General features: G+C 72.0%; 12 protein-coding genes and 2 pseudogenes. 7 read left to right on the top strand and 7 right to left on the bottom strand.

Translation table 11 applies throughout. The annotated features are described in order from the left end of the window. Positions 1-132: 132 nt before the first annotated feature. A complete protein-coding gene (locus tag ACOBQB_RS33100) occupies positions 133-744 on the bottom strand; it encodes a LysR substrate-binding domain-containing protein (protein ID WP_423597005.1) in 612 nt (203 codons plus the stop codon). 131 nt (positions 745-875) lie between these two features. Between ACOBQB_RS33100 and ACOBQB_RS33095 the strand changes: the two are divergent. The 3 genes and pseudogenes from ACOBQB_RS33095 to ACOBQB_RS33085 all read left to right on the top strand — a co-directional run. Continuing rightward, positions 876-1322: pseudogene (locus ACOBQB_RS33095) on the top strand (MFS transporter); the annotation flags it as partial. 102 nt (positions 1323-1424) lie between these two features. Then, a complete protein-coding gene (locus tag ACOBQB_RS33090; protein ID WP_423597003.1) occupies positions 1425-1883 on the top strand; it encodes a protein-tyrosine phosphatase family protein in 459 nt (152 codons plus the stop codon). Between the two features lie 113 nt (positions 1884-1996). Continuing rightward, positions 1997-2503, top strand: a complete 507-nt coding sequence (locus ACOBQB_RS33085) for a carboxymuconolactone decarboxylase family protein (protein WP_423597001.1) — start codon at positions 1997-1999, stop codon at positions 2501-2503. Here the strand turns inward: ACOBQB_RS33085 and ACOBQB_RS33080 are convergent. From ACOBQB_RS33080 to ACOBQB_RS33065, 4 genes are all read right to left on the bottom strand, one after another. Continuing rightward, entirely contained in the window at positions 2451-3578 is a 1128-nt protein-coding gene (locus tag ACOBQB_RS33080; protein WP_423596998.1) for a hypothetical protein, read from the bottom strand. The two genes, ACOBQB_RS33085 and ACOBQB_RS33080, sit on opposite strands and share 53 nt — an antisense overlap. A gap of 35 nt (positions 3579-3613) precedes the next feature. Next, positions 3614-4591 (bottom strand): N-acetylneuraminate synthase family protein, encoded by a 978-nt coding sequence (locus ACOBQB_RS33075; protein ID WP_423596996.1) that lies wholly within the window; start codon positions 4589-4591, stop codon positions 3614-3616. Positions 4592-4605: 14 nt separating this feature from the next. Beyond that, on the bottom strand, positions 4606-5916 hold the full coding sequence (locus ACOBQB_RS33070; RefSeq protein WP_423596994.1) for a cytidylyltransferase domain-containing protein: 1311 nt from the start codon (positions 5914-5916) through the stop codon (positions 4606-4608). Positions 5917-6050: 134 nt separating this feature from the next. After that, positions 6051-7403 carry a DUF6716 putative glycosyltransferase gene (locus ACOBQB_RS33065; RefSeq protein ID WP_423596992.1) on the bottom strand — a complete coding sequence of 451 codons (1353 nt, stop codon included), beginning with the start codon at positions 7401-7403 and terminating at the stop codon, positions 6051-6053. Between the two features lie 198 nt (positions 7404-7601). On the opposite strand from ACOBQB_RS33065, the pseudogene ACOBQB_RS33060 reads away from it, so the two are divergent. The 4 genes and pseudogenes from ACOBQB_RS33060 to ACOBQB_RS33045 all read left to right on the top strand — a co-directional run. Continuing rightward, positions 7602-8554: pseudogene (locus tag ACOBQB_RS33060) on the top strand (glycosyltransferase family 2 protein); the annotation flags it as partial. Between the two features lie 22 nt (positions 8555-8576). Then, complete coding sequence (locus tag ACOBQB_RS33055) at positions 8577-9962, top strand: polysialyltransferase family glycosyltransferase (RefSeq protein WP_423596990.1); 1386 nt, start codon at positions 8577-8579, stop codon at positions 9960-9962. Positions 9963-9988: 26 nt separating this feature from the next. Continuing rightward, positions 9989-11104: an acyltransferase family protein gene (locus tag ACOBQB_RS33050; RefSeq protein WP_423596988.1), complete on the top strand. Its 1116-nt coding sequence runs from the start codon at positions 9989-9991 to the stop codon at positions 11102-11104. Between the two features lie 34 nt (positions 11105-11138). Beyond that, positions 11139-11609, top strand: a complete 471-nt coding sequence (locus ACOBQB_RS33045) for a MarR family winged helix-turn-helix transcriptional regulator (RefSeq protein WP_423596986.1) — start codon at positions 11139-11141, stop codon at positions 11607-11609. A gap of 25 nt (positions 11610-11634) precedes the next feature. Here ACOBQB_RS33045 and leuE read toward each other — a convergent pair whose 3' ends face one another. Together leuE and ACOBQB_RS33035 are read right to left on the bottom strand one after the other, a co-directional pair. Beyond that, entirely contained in the window at positions 11635-12306 is a 672-nt protein-coding gene (leuE, locus tag ACOBQB_RS33040; RefSeq protein WP_423596984.1) for a leucine efflux protein LeuE, read from the bottom strand. Between the two features lie 105 nt (positions 12307-12411). Then, entirely contained in the window at positions 12412-13992 is a 1581-nt protein-coding gene (locus ACOBQB_RS33035) for an acyl-CoA mutase large subunit family protein (RefSeq protein ID WP_423596982.1), read from the bottom strand. Positions 13993-14021: the final 29 nt, after the last annotated feature.

Below are 14021 nucleotides of genomic sequence, written 5' to 3'. Positions count from 1 at the left end.
CGCCGGGGCGGCGCGGGGGGCGTCACCGCGGGGGCGGGTTGTGCGGGGGCGGACTCCGCCGGGCGGCGGAGGGCGGGGTCGTTCCGGGCGGGGGTCGTTCCGGGGCGGGGGTCGTTCCGGGGCGGGGTCACGTCACCCCGCCACCTCCAGCGCCGTCCTCGCGAACGCCGCCACCGCCCCCGTGTCGTGCCCCAGGCGCCACACCAGGCCGTACCCCGTCGGTGCCGCGTCCGCGAAGGGGACGTATGTGACACCGGGGCGGGTGTGGTACGTCGCCGTGTGCGCGGGGGCGAGCAGCGCTCCCCTGCCGCCCGCGACCAGGATCAGGCCCTCCTGGAGGTTGACCACGCCGGGGCCCCGCTCGATCGGGCGGCCGCTCGGTGTGCGGGCGGGCACGTGGTGTTCCAGCCAGTAGTCGGGGACCTCGCCCGCGATGGTGAGCAGGGGCACGGCGGCCAGGTCCTCCGGCGTCACCGTCTCCCGCGCGGCCAGCGGATGGGCGGCGGGCAGGGCCAGGACGCGGTCCTCCGCGAGCAGCGGCGGGCCGCCGCCGAGGTCGTCCTCCCGTACGGGGAGTTCACTCAGCTGTACGTCGAACTCGCCTCTGCGCAGCTGCCCGTAGGGGTCGCCGAGCGGGACCTCGCAGACCTCCACCGCGAGGCCGGGGTGGCTGACGCGCAGCGCCTCCGTCGCCTTCATGACGATCTCGCCGGTGAGCGGGGTGGAGAAGCCGACGTGCAGCACCGCGTCGATGCCGCGCGCGGTGGCGGCCGCCCGCTCCAGGGCCTCCTCGATACCGCGGTGGTGCGGCGCCAGGTCGGTGCGCAGCTGCCGGCCGAGTGAGGTGAGGGCGACGCGGCGGCTGGTGCGGGTGAATCTTCGGCGGGCTGCTTCTCGCCGCCCTGTCGTACGCGCTGTTCCTGCCGGTCGCCGCCGACTGGACGTACGCGATGATGTTCCCCAGCCCGATCGTCCTCGGCCTCGCGTTCTCGCTGGTCTACGGCCCGCTCACCATCGTCGCCACCGAGGGGGTCGCCGAGGAGGAGCAGGGGCTCGCCGGAGCGCTGCTCTACACCGCCTTCCAGTTCGGCGCCGCGCTCGGCCTCTCGGCAGTGACGGCCGTCAACGTCGCGGCCACCGACTCCGGTTCACCGGCAGCGGTCCTCGACGGCTACCGCGCCGCCCTGTGGGTGCCGCTCGCCGCCGTCCTGCCGGCCGCGCTGGTCAGCGCCTTCGGCCTGCGTACGAAGAGGGGTGCGCCGGTGGCCTCGGGCGCGCCGGCCGAGGAGGGTGCCGCGGCGGAGCTGCCGGTGGCGGGCTGAGGGCGGGGCGGGGGCCGGGTCCGATGAAACCCCTGCGCCCAGCGGGTGCCGGCGTGAGAATGAGACGTCCGCCCACCACACCCCCGGGAGCGCTGACCGGCCATGACCGCAGAACGCGACGCGACGACGGCGACCTGGCGGCCCACCGCCCCCGGCGTGCTACGGCTGCCCTCCGGGCGGCTCGTCCGGGGGCGTGGGCTCCGCCATCCGCTGCCCGACGGCGACAGGCCCGGCCTCGGCGTCCACCTCCTCGGCAAGGAGCCGCCCGAAGTCCCCTGGGAGTCACGCTGGTTGCGCTGGCCCGACTTCCGGCTGCCGAGCGACCGCGCGCGGGCGCGGGAGCTGCTGCGCGAGGTGTGGGACCGCTCGGCCACGGAGCGCGTGGAGGTGGCCTGCGGGGGCGGGCGCGGGCGGACCGGGACCGCGCTCGCCTGCCTCGCCGTGCTCGACGGGGTGCCCGCCGGGGAGGCCGTCGCCTTCGTACGGACGCACTACGACCGCCGCGCGGTCGAGACGCCCTGGCAGCGGCGGTACGTGGAGCGCTTCACCGACCAGGCCTGAGGGCGCCGACGGATCAGACCATGCTGTGAGCGACGAGAGGCAGCCATGAGCGACGAGCGGATGCCGCCCCTGCGAGCCCCCTCCCGCCGGAGGCCGCCGCCGTCCTGCGGCGCATGATGCCGCCGGGCCAGGAACCCATCGCCCTGTTCCGCATGTTCGCGCGCAACGTCCCGATGGCCACCGCGATGCACGGCTGGGGCTCCTACGAACTCGGCCGGAACTTCAGCGCCGGGCTGCGCGACCGGGAGATCGTCATCGACCGCGTCTGCGCCCTGTGCCACGCCGAGTACGAGTGGGCCGTCCACGTCGCCCGCTTCGCCGCGAAGGCCGGCTTCGACGACGCGCAGATCGCCTCCCTCACCCACGGCACGAGCACCGACCCGTGCTGGCAGAGCGAGCGCGACCGGCTGCTGATCGAGCTGAGCGACGCGCTGCACGCGGGTAGCGACATCGACGACGCCCTGTGGGAGCGGCTCGCCGCGGAGTTCACCGACGAGCAGCTCCTGGACCTGCTGATGCTCGGCGGCTGGTACCACGCGATCAGCTTCGTGGCCCGCGCCACCCGGCTCACCCCGGAGCCGGGGACCCCACGCTTCGAGGACTTCCGGCCGAGGCGATGACCGTCGTCAGCCGGTGCACGTCCCGCGCCGTCCCCGTCACCCCGGACAGGAAGCCCTGGGCACGCGGTGAGGCGTTCTCGGTGAGCCAGGACGGGTCGATGTCGCAGACCGCCACCTTCACCTCTGTGCCCGCCAGGGCCAGGGGCAGCGTGTGGACGACCGTGGAGGGGAAGCTGAGGATCGTACGGCCGACCGGGCCGCGGCGGGCGATCAGTTCCAGGGGCAGGTCGGGGCGGACCACCTGGAGGCCCGTCTCCACCGCCAGGCGGTGCAGTTTCTCGGAGCTCTCGCGGCGGTGCGCGAAGTACCGCGTCGCCCCGTGGGTCACGGCGAGGGCGCGGACCGCTTCCACATAGCGGTCGGGGTCCACGACGCCGGTCTCGACGAGGGACGTGCCGACCAGGTCCGCGCCGCGGGTGATGCGGGGCGGGCCGAAGCGCTCCCTGGTCCAGGCGAAGGCGTTGACCACGACGTCGACGCCGGGCGGCGCCTGGTCGATCGGCATGGCGGAGAAGACCTCCACCGTGCGCGCCCCGCCGGGCGTCAGGCGGCGCCGGGCCGAGGCGGAGACGGGGGCGAAGACCAGGTCGCGGGGGCCGGGGCGGCCGCCCTTGCGGTGCCAGCGCACCAGGCGCTCGCCGCGGGCCAGCTGGGCGATGAACTCCATGGTCGCCGTGCCGTCGTCCACCACCACCAGGGAGCGGGCCCGGGTGATGGTCAGGAGCAGTTGTACGTAACGGGAGAACGGGTCTCCTATGACGATCCGGTCGGCCTTGCGCAGGGCTCCCGCGAGGCCCCCTATCGTCTGGAAGGGAGCCGTCGCGCCGCCGCGCGCCTCCTCCCAGCGGACCTCGACGCCCTCGTCGCGCGCGAGCTGCGCCATGCGGCGCAACTGGCCGCGCGTCATCGGGTCGTTGGGCGACAGGACGACGACGGTGAGGCCCCCGGCCGGGCCGGTCGCGGCCGCGGCGTACGCCCACTCCAGGACGTTCAGCAGCTGAACAGGGCTCTCCACGAAGGCGAGCGTGGAGGGGGCGGTGGCGTCGGCGGCGGCTCGGCCGGCTCGGGGGCTCATCGTCGTTGCGTCCGTGTCCGGTAACCGGTGGGCGCTCAGACCGCGACCGGCTCGGCGCCGGCGTCCGCCGAACCCGACTCCGACTCCGACTCGGCGACGACGCCCGCGACGCGGCGGAGCTTCTTCATGGGGCCGAGCTCCGATTCGTAGACCTTCTTGACGCCGTCACCGAGGGACGCCTCGATGGTGCGGATGTCGCGGACCAGGCGGGTCAGGCCCTGCGGCTCGACGGAGGCGGCCTGGTCGGAGCCCCACATGGCGCGGTCGAGGGTGATGTGGCGCTCGACGAAGGTGGCGCCGAGGGCGACGGCGGCGAGGGTGGTCTGGAGGCCGGTCTCGTGGCCGGAGTAGCCGATCGGGACGTTCGGGTACTCCTGCTGGAGGGTGTTGATGACGCGGAGGTTGAGCTCCTCTGCCTGCGCCGGGTACGTCGACGTGGCGTGGCACATCAGGATGTTGTCGCTGCCGAGGACCTCGACGGCGTGGCGGATCTGCTTCGGCGTCGACATGCCGGTGGAGAGGATGACCGTGCGGCCGGTGGCACGCAGGGCGCGCAGCAGCTCGTCGTCGGTGAGGGAGGCGGAGGCGACCTTGTGGGCGGGCACGTCGAACTTCTCCAGGAAGGCGACGGCCTCGGTGTCCCACGGGGAGGCGAACCAGTCGATGTTCTTGGTCCTGCAGTACTCGTCGATCTGGCGGTACTCGTCCTCGCCGAACTCCACGCGGTGGCGGTAGTCGATGTACGTCATGCGGCCCCAGGGGGTGTCGCGCTCGATGTCCCACTGGTCGCGCGGGGTGCAGATCTCGGGGGTGCGCTTCTGGAACTTGACCGCGTCGCAGCCCGCCTCGGCGGCCACGTCGATCAGCTTGAACGCGTTCTCCAGGTCACCGTTGTGGTTGATGCCGATCTCGCCGGTGATGTACACGGGCTGACCGGGACCGGCCGTCTTCGCACCGAACTGGCGCAGACGGGAGGTGGCGCCGAGGGAGGTGACGGGGGTGAGGGAGCTCATGACAGGAACTTTCCTTAACTGTGGAGGGAGTCGAGAGAGGGGCCGAGGATCCAGCTGGCGATCTCTCGGATCGCGCCTTCACCGCCGGGGACGGTGGTGACCGCGCGGGCCGCGCCGCGTACGACGTCGTGGGCACTGGCGACCGCCACGGGCCAGCCCACGAGGGCGAAGCACGGGAGGTCGTTGACGTCGTTGCCGACGTAGAGCACGCGCTCGGGCGCGATGCCCTGTTCCTCGCACCACTGCTTCAGTGCGAGGTCTTTCCGGTCGATGCCGTGCAGGACCGGAAGCCTGAGCTTTTTGGCGCGCGCGGCGACGACCGGGTTCTGCTCCGTGGACAGGATCAGCATCCGCAGGCCGCTGTCGCGCAGCGCCGCGATGCCGAGGCCGTCCCCGCGGTGCACGGAGACGAATTCCCTTCCGTCGGAGTCGATCAGCACCCTGTCGTCGGTCTGGGTGCCGTCGAAGTCGAGGACGACCGCGTCGATGTCGGCGGCCGTGGGCAGAGCTTTGGCGTGACCCGTGTCGAAGAGGGGGGCCAGCGCGCGGGCCCGCGCGAGGTCGTGCGGGTCGTCGACCTCCAGGACGCGGGCGGGGTCGGTGCGGACCGGTTCGGTGTGCCCGAAGAAGCGGTGCTTCTCGGTACGGAACCCGGCCGCGTCCATCGCGTAGGCGGCGCCGGTCTCCAGGAGGTCCTGGGGGCGGTCCTGGCGGCGCGGGCGGAAGGACTTGTCGTGGTTGACGCCGTAACCGCCGCGGGTGCGGGTGGAGTTGGCGAGGGTCGCGGTGCCGCCCACGGAGTCGGTGCGCTGCGCGGGTACGTCGGCCGGACCGTCGGCGTCGTCGGCGGCGTCGCGCCAGATGAAGCCGTGGAAGGGGGCGACCGTGACGGCCGTGTCCGCGCCGTTCTCCACGACGGCCGCGGCCACCCCGTCGATGTCCTCGGGGGTGAGGAAGGGGCTGGTGCACTGCACGAGCAGTACGACGTCGATGCCGACGCCGGTGCCGTGCCGGGCCTCGTGGGCGTCCATCGCGTGCAGGACGGCGGCCTCGCTGGTCGCGGTGTCCCCGGCGATCGCGGCGGGGCGCAGGACCACCTCGGCGCCGGCGGCGCGGGCCGTCTCGGCGATCACGTGGTCGTCGGTGGAGACCACGACGTCCGTGACGAGCCGGGCGCTCGAACACGCACGGACGGCCCTGACCACCAGCGGCACGCCGCCGACCGGCGCGAGATTCTTGGCGGGCACACCCTTGGACCCGCCGCGCGCGGGAATGACGGCGAGAACGCGACGGGCCTGCGGACTCGCCGGGCCGGGGTGGGACATGGGGGCTCCTGGGAGTGGGAGGAGGTCGGGGGTGGTCACGGTGGGCTCCTCCACCGCCGGTTGCTTCTCGGCCGCGGAACAGCCGTGCGAGGTCGTCGCGGCGTGTTCCGCCGCCCGGTGACGGGCCCGGCCGGTCACAGCTCGCCCATTCGGCGGATGACGGGGGCCACGCGCTGTACCCCGTGGCGGTAGGCCCCGCGGGCGGCGCGGCGGACTATCTGGCGTACGGGGCCCGGGTCCTTGTCGGTCGCGGGGGCGCCCGGCAGCGGGGAGCCGTCGGGGGCCAGGTGGTGGCGGGCGAGGATGCCGGGCAGGTAGCCGCGGGCGGTGGTGAGGCTGTAGTACGGCTTCAGGGGCGGGATGCGGCCGGCCGCGGCGTCGGCGAGGAGGTCGGTGACCTTCCGCTTCACCTCGTCGAAGGCCCGTTCGTACGTCCCGTCGGCGGCGACGCCCTGCCGGGCCAGCCACTGCTCGTCGGGCACGGGCAGGTGGCCCGCGTCGAGCTGGTCGAAGGAGGTGAGGCACCCGGAGCCGGTGAAGTGGTGGTTGCCGAGCGCCTCGCGCACCCCGAGGTCGGTGAGGACCGCGGTGGGGATGCGGCGGTGCAGGGACTCCAGGGCGGCCGTGGAGCTGACGGTGACCAGCAGGTCGGTGCGGTCCAGGACCTCGCCCATGTGCCCGTAGACGAGGCGGACGTTGGCGGGCAGGCCGTCTTCCAGGCGCTGCGACAGCTTCTGGTAGGGCAGCTCCTCGATGTGCGTGGTGTGCTCGCCGGGCTTGCTGCGCAGCTTGAGCAGGACCTCGCGGTCGGGGTGCAGCCGGGCGTGCTCCGCGAGGCGGCGCAGGAGGTAGGTGCGGTGTGCGGCGCTCTCCGGGACGGAGGGCTGGGCGGCGAAGACGACCGTGTACGGGTCGTGCTTCCGGTAGGGGGCGCCGCCGAGGAAGGGCAGCGCGGCCTCGGTGACCGACGAGGCGTCGGCGCCCACTCCTTCGTAGACCGCGCGGAAACGTTCCGCGTCCTGGCGGGAGTTGGCGAGGACGACGTCCGCGCCGTGCCGCAGGAGGAGGCCGTCGGCGAGCTTCTCGTAGACGACGCCGACGTAGCCGGTGACGACGACGGGACGCTTCTTCGCGGCGCCCGTGAGGCGGGCGTCCTCGGTGACGCGGGCGAGTCCGTGCAGCACCGCCTGGACCGCCCCGCCCACCAGGGCGAGCACGATCACGTCGGGCGCGTCCCGCTCCATCTCGCGCAGGAACTCGACGGCGGTGACCTCGCGCAGGCAGTCCGCGCGCACCCCCACCTCTTCGAGCTGCCGTGGCGTGGGTGTGGCCCGGCCGCGGAGCAGGTACCCGCTGAGGCGGTGGCCGTCGGACTCGGGCCGACTGTCCGATACGATGCGGTTCGCGGTGAGAGCGCCCCATTTCCATCGCGTATCGGAATCGGCGAGTACGGCCACCCGCAGCGGGTTTCGGTTACTTGCTGGCACGTCCCAGACGCTAGGAAGCCATTTCGATTCGCGGCCCAACTCAGGTGCAACAAACGGTTAACAGCACGCCGACGAATGGCGAATCGGCCCGGGAAACGCCTTCTCAGCGGCCCGGTTAACCGTTCCGCCATGCGTCGTTCACCTGGCATACCTCTGCGGGTCGACACGAATGACGGGCCGACACCTAACGTCACCCACGTGGTTAAGCTCTCCGTCATCGTGCCGTTCTACAACGTGCAGCAATACGCGCCCGACACCTTGAAGAGTCTGCGTGCGAACGCGCGCGACGACTTCGAATTCATTCTCGTCGACGACTGTTCGCGCGACGAGACCCCGACATCCTGGAGCGTGCGGCGCGCGAGCTTCCCGGCGCCGTCCACCTCAGACACGAGAAGAACGGCGGGCTCGCGACCGCCCGCAACACGGGCCTCGACGCGGCGCGTGGCGAGTACCTCACCTTCCTGGACGGTGACGACTGGCTCGCGCCCGGGTACTACGAACAACTCCTCGGTCACATCGAGAAGTTGGGGTGCGACTTCGTGCGCACCGACCATGTGCAGTGCACCGCGCGGGCCCGCACGGTGCACCGTGTCCCGCACGGCGGGCGAGGCGTCGTGATGAGCCCGCGCGAGGTGATACTCCCCGCCGACCGGTCGACGTCCGTCGACTACGCGTACGCGTGGGCGGGCATGTACCACCGCCGGCTCGCCGACGCGGGTCTGCTGCATTTCACCGACGGTCTGCGCACCGCCGAGGACCGGCCGTGGATCTGGCGGCTGCACCGCGAGGCGGAATCCTTCGCCTCGGTCGGTCTTCTCGGCGTGTTCTACCGCCGCGGGGTCGCCTCGTCGCTCACCCAGATCGGCGACGTACGCCAGCTCGATTTCATCAAGGCATTCGACCAGGTGATCCGGGAAACCGCGGCCGACCGGGACGCGGAAATGCTGCTGCCGAAAGCCGTGCGCACCTACTGCGCGATCATCTCCCATCACCTGGGTTCCATCGAAAGGTTCGAGCCATCCGTGGCGCGCAAATTGAAGTCAATGAGTGCGGCCGCGCTGAAGCGCATGCCGCAGGGCGTGCTCGATGAGGCGCTCGACTCCATGGATCTCCAGCGGGCGACCCGGCTGCGCAGGCTGCGCCGCCTGCCGTCTCGGCGGAGGTGGCGGCGTGATGGCGACGACCTCCCCCACGGCCGGCCGGACGCAGATCTTCCTCGCCTCCACGCTGTACGGCGTCGCGACGCTCGCCGCCGCCCTGGACGCCGACCGCTTCGGCCCCGCCGACCGCCGCATCCTGCTCGTCAGCAACAACGCGGCGACGCCGGAGACCACGACCGCGCTCGACGAGATGCCGGGGTTCGAGCGGCTGCGCGGCCGGTTCGACGACGTACGCTCCTGGAACGAGGCCATCTCCCCCTTCCATCCCGGCGGTTGGTCCCCGCGCGGCGACGACGTCGTGCTGTGGGAGCGGTACGTGCGGCTGCTCTGGGACCTCGGTGACGACGACGTCGAACTGGCCGTCGAGTCGATCCAGGTCAACCCGGCGCTGGCGCTCACGCAGATCTTCACCGGCGCCCCCGTGGACGTCTACGCCGACGGCCTGATGAGCTACGGCCCCACCCGCAACAAGCTCGACCCCCTGATCGGCACGCGCGTGCGGCGCCTGCTCCACCTGGACCTGGTGCCGGGGCTCACGCCGCTCCTGCTCACGGAGTTCGGTGTCGCGCCGGAGATCGTGCCGACGGACGCGTTCGTGAAGGTGCTGGCGGAACTGGCCGAAGGTGACGGCGCGTTGACGGACGTCGGGCTGCCGGAAGCGCAGGCTCCCGCCCTCGTCCTCGGCCAGTACCTCTCCGCCCTGAACATCCTCACCGCCGAGGAAGAGGAGGAGCTGCACATCCGCATGGTGCGCGGTGCCGCCGCCCTCGGCCACACCCACGTGGTGTTCAAGCCGCACCCCACGGCCCCCGCCCGCTGGTCGCGCGCCCTGGAGAAGGAGGCGGGGGCGATCGGCGTCGAGCTGACCGTGCTCGACACACCGGTGCTCGCCGAGGTGCTGTACCAGCGGATGCGGCCCGCCCTGGTCGTCGGCTGCTTCTCCACCGCCCTGCTCACGGCGTCCGCGCTCTACGACCTGTCCGTCGCCCGCACCGGCACGGAACTCCTCCTGGAGCGGCTCGCGCCCTACCAGAACAGCAACCGCGTCCCCGTCACGATCGTCGACGCGCTCCTGCCCGACCTGAGCGACCGCACGGCGGTCACCGAACGGCGCCCGGCCATCGGCACCGGCGAGCTGACGAACCTCCTCAAGGCCGTCGGCTTCGCGATGCAGCCGCAGATCTACCCGGGCCTGCGCGCCGACGCCGAGCGCTACCTCGCCCGCAACCTCGGCGCGGGCACCTGGCGTTACTTCAAGCGGCGCCGCCTGACCGCGCTCGCCCTGCCCGGCGCGCTGCCCTCGCAGCTCGCCTTCATCCCGCGCAACGCCGCGGTGCGGCGCGTCGCACGCCGGGCCCGCTCGGTGCAGCGCTCGATCAAGCGGACCGCTCTCGGATGACGGCCCCCGCACCGACGCTCCCGGACATGGCGCCAGGGGCGGGCACCAGCACGCCCGCGGTCTCCCTCGTCCCCGCGCGGGCGAAGCCCCGGCTGCGCGCCCTGGACGGACTGCGCCTGATCGCCGCGCTCATGGTCGCCGCCTACCACTACGGCGGCCGTGACGGCGAGATAACCGAGGCCTGGGGCAGCTCGCCCAAGGCCCAGTTCCCCACCGCGCACGCATGGTTCGCGTACGGCTGCCTCGGCGTCCAGATCTTCTTCGTGATCAGCGGCTTCGTCATCTGCATGAGCGGCTGGGGCAGGCCCCTGCGCTCCTTCTTCGCGTCCCGGGCCTCCCGCCTGCTGCCCTCCTACTGGGCGGCGATCGTGCTGGTGACGGCGGTCTTCGCGCTGCCGGCCGTGGCGTACGACGCGGTCTCCCCCAGCGACGCGCTGGTGAACCTCACCATGCTCCAGCAGCCGCTGGGCGCGGACCGGGTGCTCGGCGTGTGCTGGACGCTCTGGGCCGAGCTGCGCTTCTACGCCCTCTTCGCGCTCTGCGTGGTGCTGCCGGGCGCGACCCGCGCGCGGGTGGTGCTGTTCTGCGCGGTGTGGACCCTGGCGGCGGCGATGGCCCAGGCCGCGGACCAGCCGCTGCTCGACGTGGTGCTCATGCCGGAGTACGCCCCCTTCTTCGTCGGCGGCATCGGCGTCCACCTGATCCACCGCGACCGGCGCGACCTCACGGCGTGGGGCATCACGGGCGTCAGCTGGCTGATCGGCCAGCACTACGCGGTCTCCGGGCTGTGGCACGCGCCGGACCCGGACTTCTTCTCGTACCGCTCCTCGCTCGTGATCATCGCGATCGTCACGGCGGGCTTCGCGGCGGTGCTCCTGATCGCGCTCGGCCACCTGCACCGGGCGAACTGGCGGTGGCTGACCGTCGCAGGCGCCCTGACGTACCCGTTCTACTTGGTGCACGAACACCTGGGCTGGGTCTGCGTCCAGGTGTTGCACCAGGGCTTCGGCCTGCCGTCGTACGTGACGCTCGGCCTGACGATCGCCGCGATGCCGGCGCCGGCATGGGTCCTGCACCGGTACGTGGAGGCGTGGCTGACCCCGGCGCTCCGCACCGGACTCGGCCGGAACCTCACCGCTTGACCTCAAGCCGACTTGAGGTCCTACCTTCGCAGCCATGACGACCTTCACGTACTCCCACAGCGACGAAGACCTGCTCAACCAGCCCATCGGCTACTGGAGTTCGGCCGCGGGCGCGGCCGTGGTCCACCACATCCGTACCGCCCTCGCCGAACTCGGCCTCACCCAGCCCCAGTGGTGGGTCCTCAACCAGCTCGTGGACACGCCGCCGGAGGGCCGTGACCGCGACGAGGTCGTGGCGGTCCTGCGGGGCTATCTCGAAACCGGTGAGAGCGCCCTGCGGCACAACATCGGCGCGCTGCACGACCGCGGTCTGATCACCGAGGACGCCGCAGGCCGCATCGCCCTCACCGACGCGGGCCACGCCCTGCGGGCCCGCGTGACCGAGCGGCAGCGTGGCATCCTCGCGGAGATTCGCGAGGGCGTGACGGACGAGGAGTACGTACGCACGCTGAAAGTCCTCCAGCGGATGATCCACAACGTGGGCGGCACGGCCTGGCACCACTGACCGGGCCCCCTTGCCGCGCGACGCCTCAGACGCTGCTGAGCGACAGCTTCACCGCGAAGCCGAGGAACAGCGCGCCCGCCGCCGAAGTGGCTCCCGCCGAGAGCCGCTTGCGGCGGCGGAAGGCGGCCGCGAGCCTGGTGCCGCCGAAGATCAGGGCGGTGAGGTAGAGGAAGCTCGCGACCTGCGCGAGGGCGCCGAGCACGACGAAGGAGAGGGCCGGGTAGGCGTACCCGGGATCGACGAACTGCACGAAGAAGGCGATGAAGAACAAAATCGCCTTCGGATTGAGCAGGCTGATCACGAGCGCCCTGCGGAACGGCCGCTCCCCCGAGCCCTCCGTCGCGCCCTCGCCCTCACCGCCCGCCGGGCCGTCCTGCGCCGCCTTCTCGTGCCGCGCCCGCCACATCGCGACCGCGGCCCGCAGCATCCCGAACGCGAGCCAGCTCAGATATCCGGCACCGGCGTACTTCACGATCCCGAAGAGCAGCGCGTTGGCCTGGAGCAGCGACGCCACCCCGGCCGCCGACAGCGTCATCAGCACGGTGTCGCCGCACCAGACACCCGCGGCGGCGGTGTACCCGGTGCGCACGCCCCGGCGCGCGGCCACGGAGAGCACGTACAGCGAGTTCGGTCCCGGCAGCAGAACAATCAGGACGAGGCCCGCGAGATAGGTCGGAAGATCGGTGACACCCAGCATGGGCGGAGTCTCGCACGGGCGTACGGCATCAGGGGAGCATGTCCGGGTAACGGACGGACTCACTCCGCAAGGCGTGCGCGCCGTCTCGTGGACCGCTCCTGGTTTCTAGAACGCGTCCACCGGAACGTACGTCCCCCACACCTCCCGCAGCGCCCCGCACACCTCCCCCACCGTGGCCCGGGCCCGCAGGGCGTCCTTCATGGGGTAGAGGACGTTCGCGTCACCCTTGGCCGCGTCCTTCAGCGCGGCGAGGGCGGTGGCCACCGCCTTCTGGTCGCGGGTCGCTCGCAGGTCGGCGAGGCGGGCGGTCTGCTGGGCCTCGATGGCGGGGTCGACGCGCAGCGGCTCGTAGGGTTCCTCCTCGTCGAGCCGGAAGCGGTTGACGCCGACGACCACGCGCTCGCCGCTGTCCGTCTCGCGGGCGATGCGGTAGGCGTTGCGCTCGATCTCCTCCTTCTGGAAACCCCGTTCGATGGCGTGCACCGCGCCGCCGAGGTCCTCGACGCGCTCCATGAGCCGCAGGGCCGCCGACTCCACGTCGTCCGTCATGCTCTCGATGACGTAGGAACCCGCGAAGGGATCGACGGTGGCGGTCACGTCGGTCTCGTACGCGAGGACCTGCTGCGTGCGCAGGGCCAGGCGGGCCGATGTGGCGGTGGGGAGCGCGATCGCCTCGTCGAAGGAGTTGGTGTGCAGCGACTGGGTGCCGCCGAGGACCGCGCCGAGGCCCTGAACGGCGACCCGGACGAGGTTCACCTCGGGCTGCTGCGCGGTGAGCTGCACTCCGGCCGTCTGCGTGTGGAAACGGAGCATCAGGGACTTCGGGTTCCGCGCGCCGAACTCCTCCCGCATGACGCGGGCCCAGACACGCCGCGCGGCGCGGAACTTGGCGACCTCCTCCAGGATCGTCGTACGCGCCACGAAGAAGAAGGACAGGCGCGGCGCGAAGTCGTCCACGTCCATGCCCGCCGCGACGGCGGTGCGGACGTACTCGATGCCGTCGGCGAGGGTGAAGGCGATCTCCTGCGCGGGCGAGGCACCCGCCTCCGCCATGTGGTAGCCGGAGATGGAGATGGTGTTCCACCGCGGGATCTCCGCCGTGCAGTACTGGAAGATGTCCGCGGTCAGGCGCAGGGAGGGCTGGGGCGGGAAGATGTAGGTGCCCCGCGCGATGTACTCCTTCAGGACGTCGTTCTGGATCGTGCCGGTCAGCCGGTCCGCGGTGACCCCCTGCTCCTCGGCGACCAATTGGTACAGAAGGAGCAACAGCGCGGCGGGCGCGTTGATCGTCATCGAGGTGGAGACCTTGTCCAGCGGGATGCCGTCGAACAGCACGCGCATGTCGTCGACCGAGTCGATCGCCACCCCCACCTTGCCGACCTCACCGTGCGCGAGGGGCGCGTCGGAGTCATGACCCATCTGTGTCGGCAGGTCGAAGGCGACCGACAGGCCGGTCGTGCCGTGTTCGATCAACTGCCGGTAACGGGCGTTGGACTCCGTCGCCGTACCGAAACCCGCGTACTGGCGCATCGTCCAGGGGCGGCCCGTGTACATGGTGGGGTAGACGCCGCGGGTGAAGGGGTAGGCACCGGGGGCGCCGAGCTTCTCTTCCGGGTCCCAACCCGCCAGGGACTCGGGGCCGTACACGGGCTCGATGGGCAGTCCGGATTCCGACTCGTGTGTCATACCTTCAGCTTGCGCCCGCCTCGCTGAGG

The sequence above is a fragment of the Streptomyces sp. G5(2025) genome (genome assembly GCF_049542075.1).
Classification (GTDB): domain Bacteria; phylum Actinomycetota; class Actinomycetes; order Streptomycetales; family Streptomycetaceae; genus Streptomyces.
This window is presented reverse-complemented; position numbering and strand designations above follow the sequence as displayed.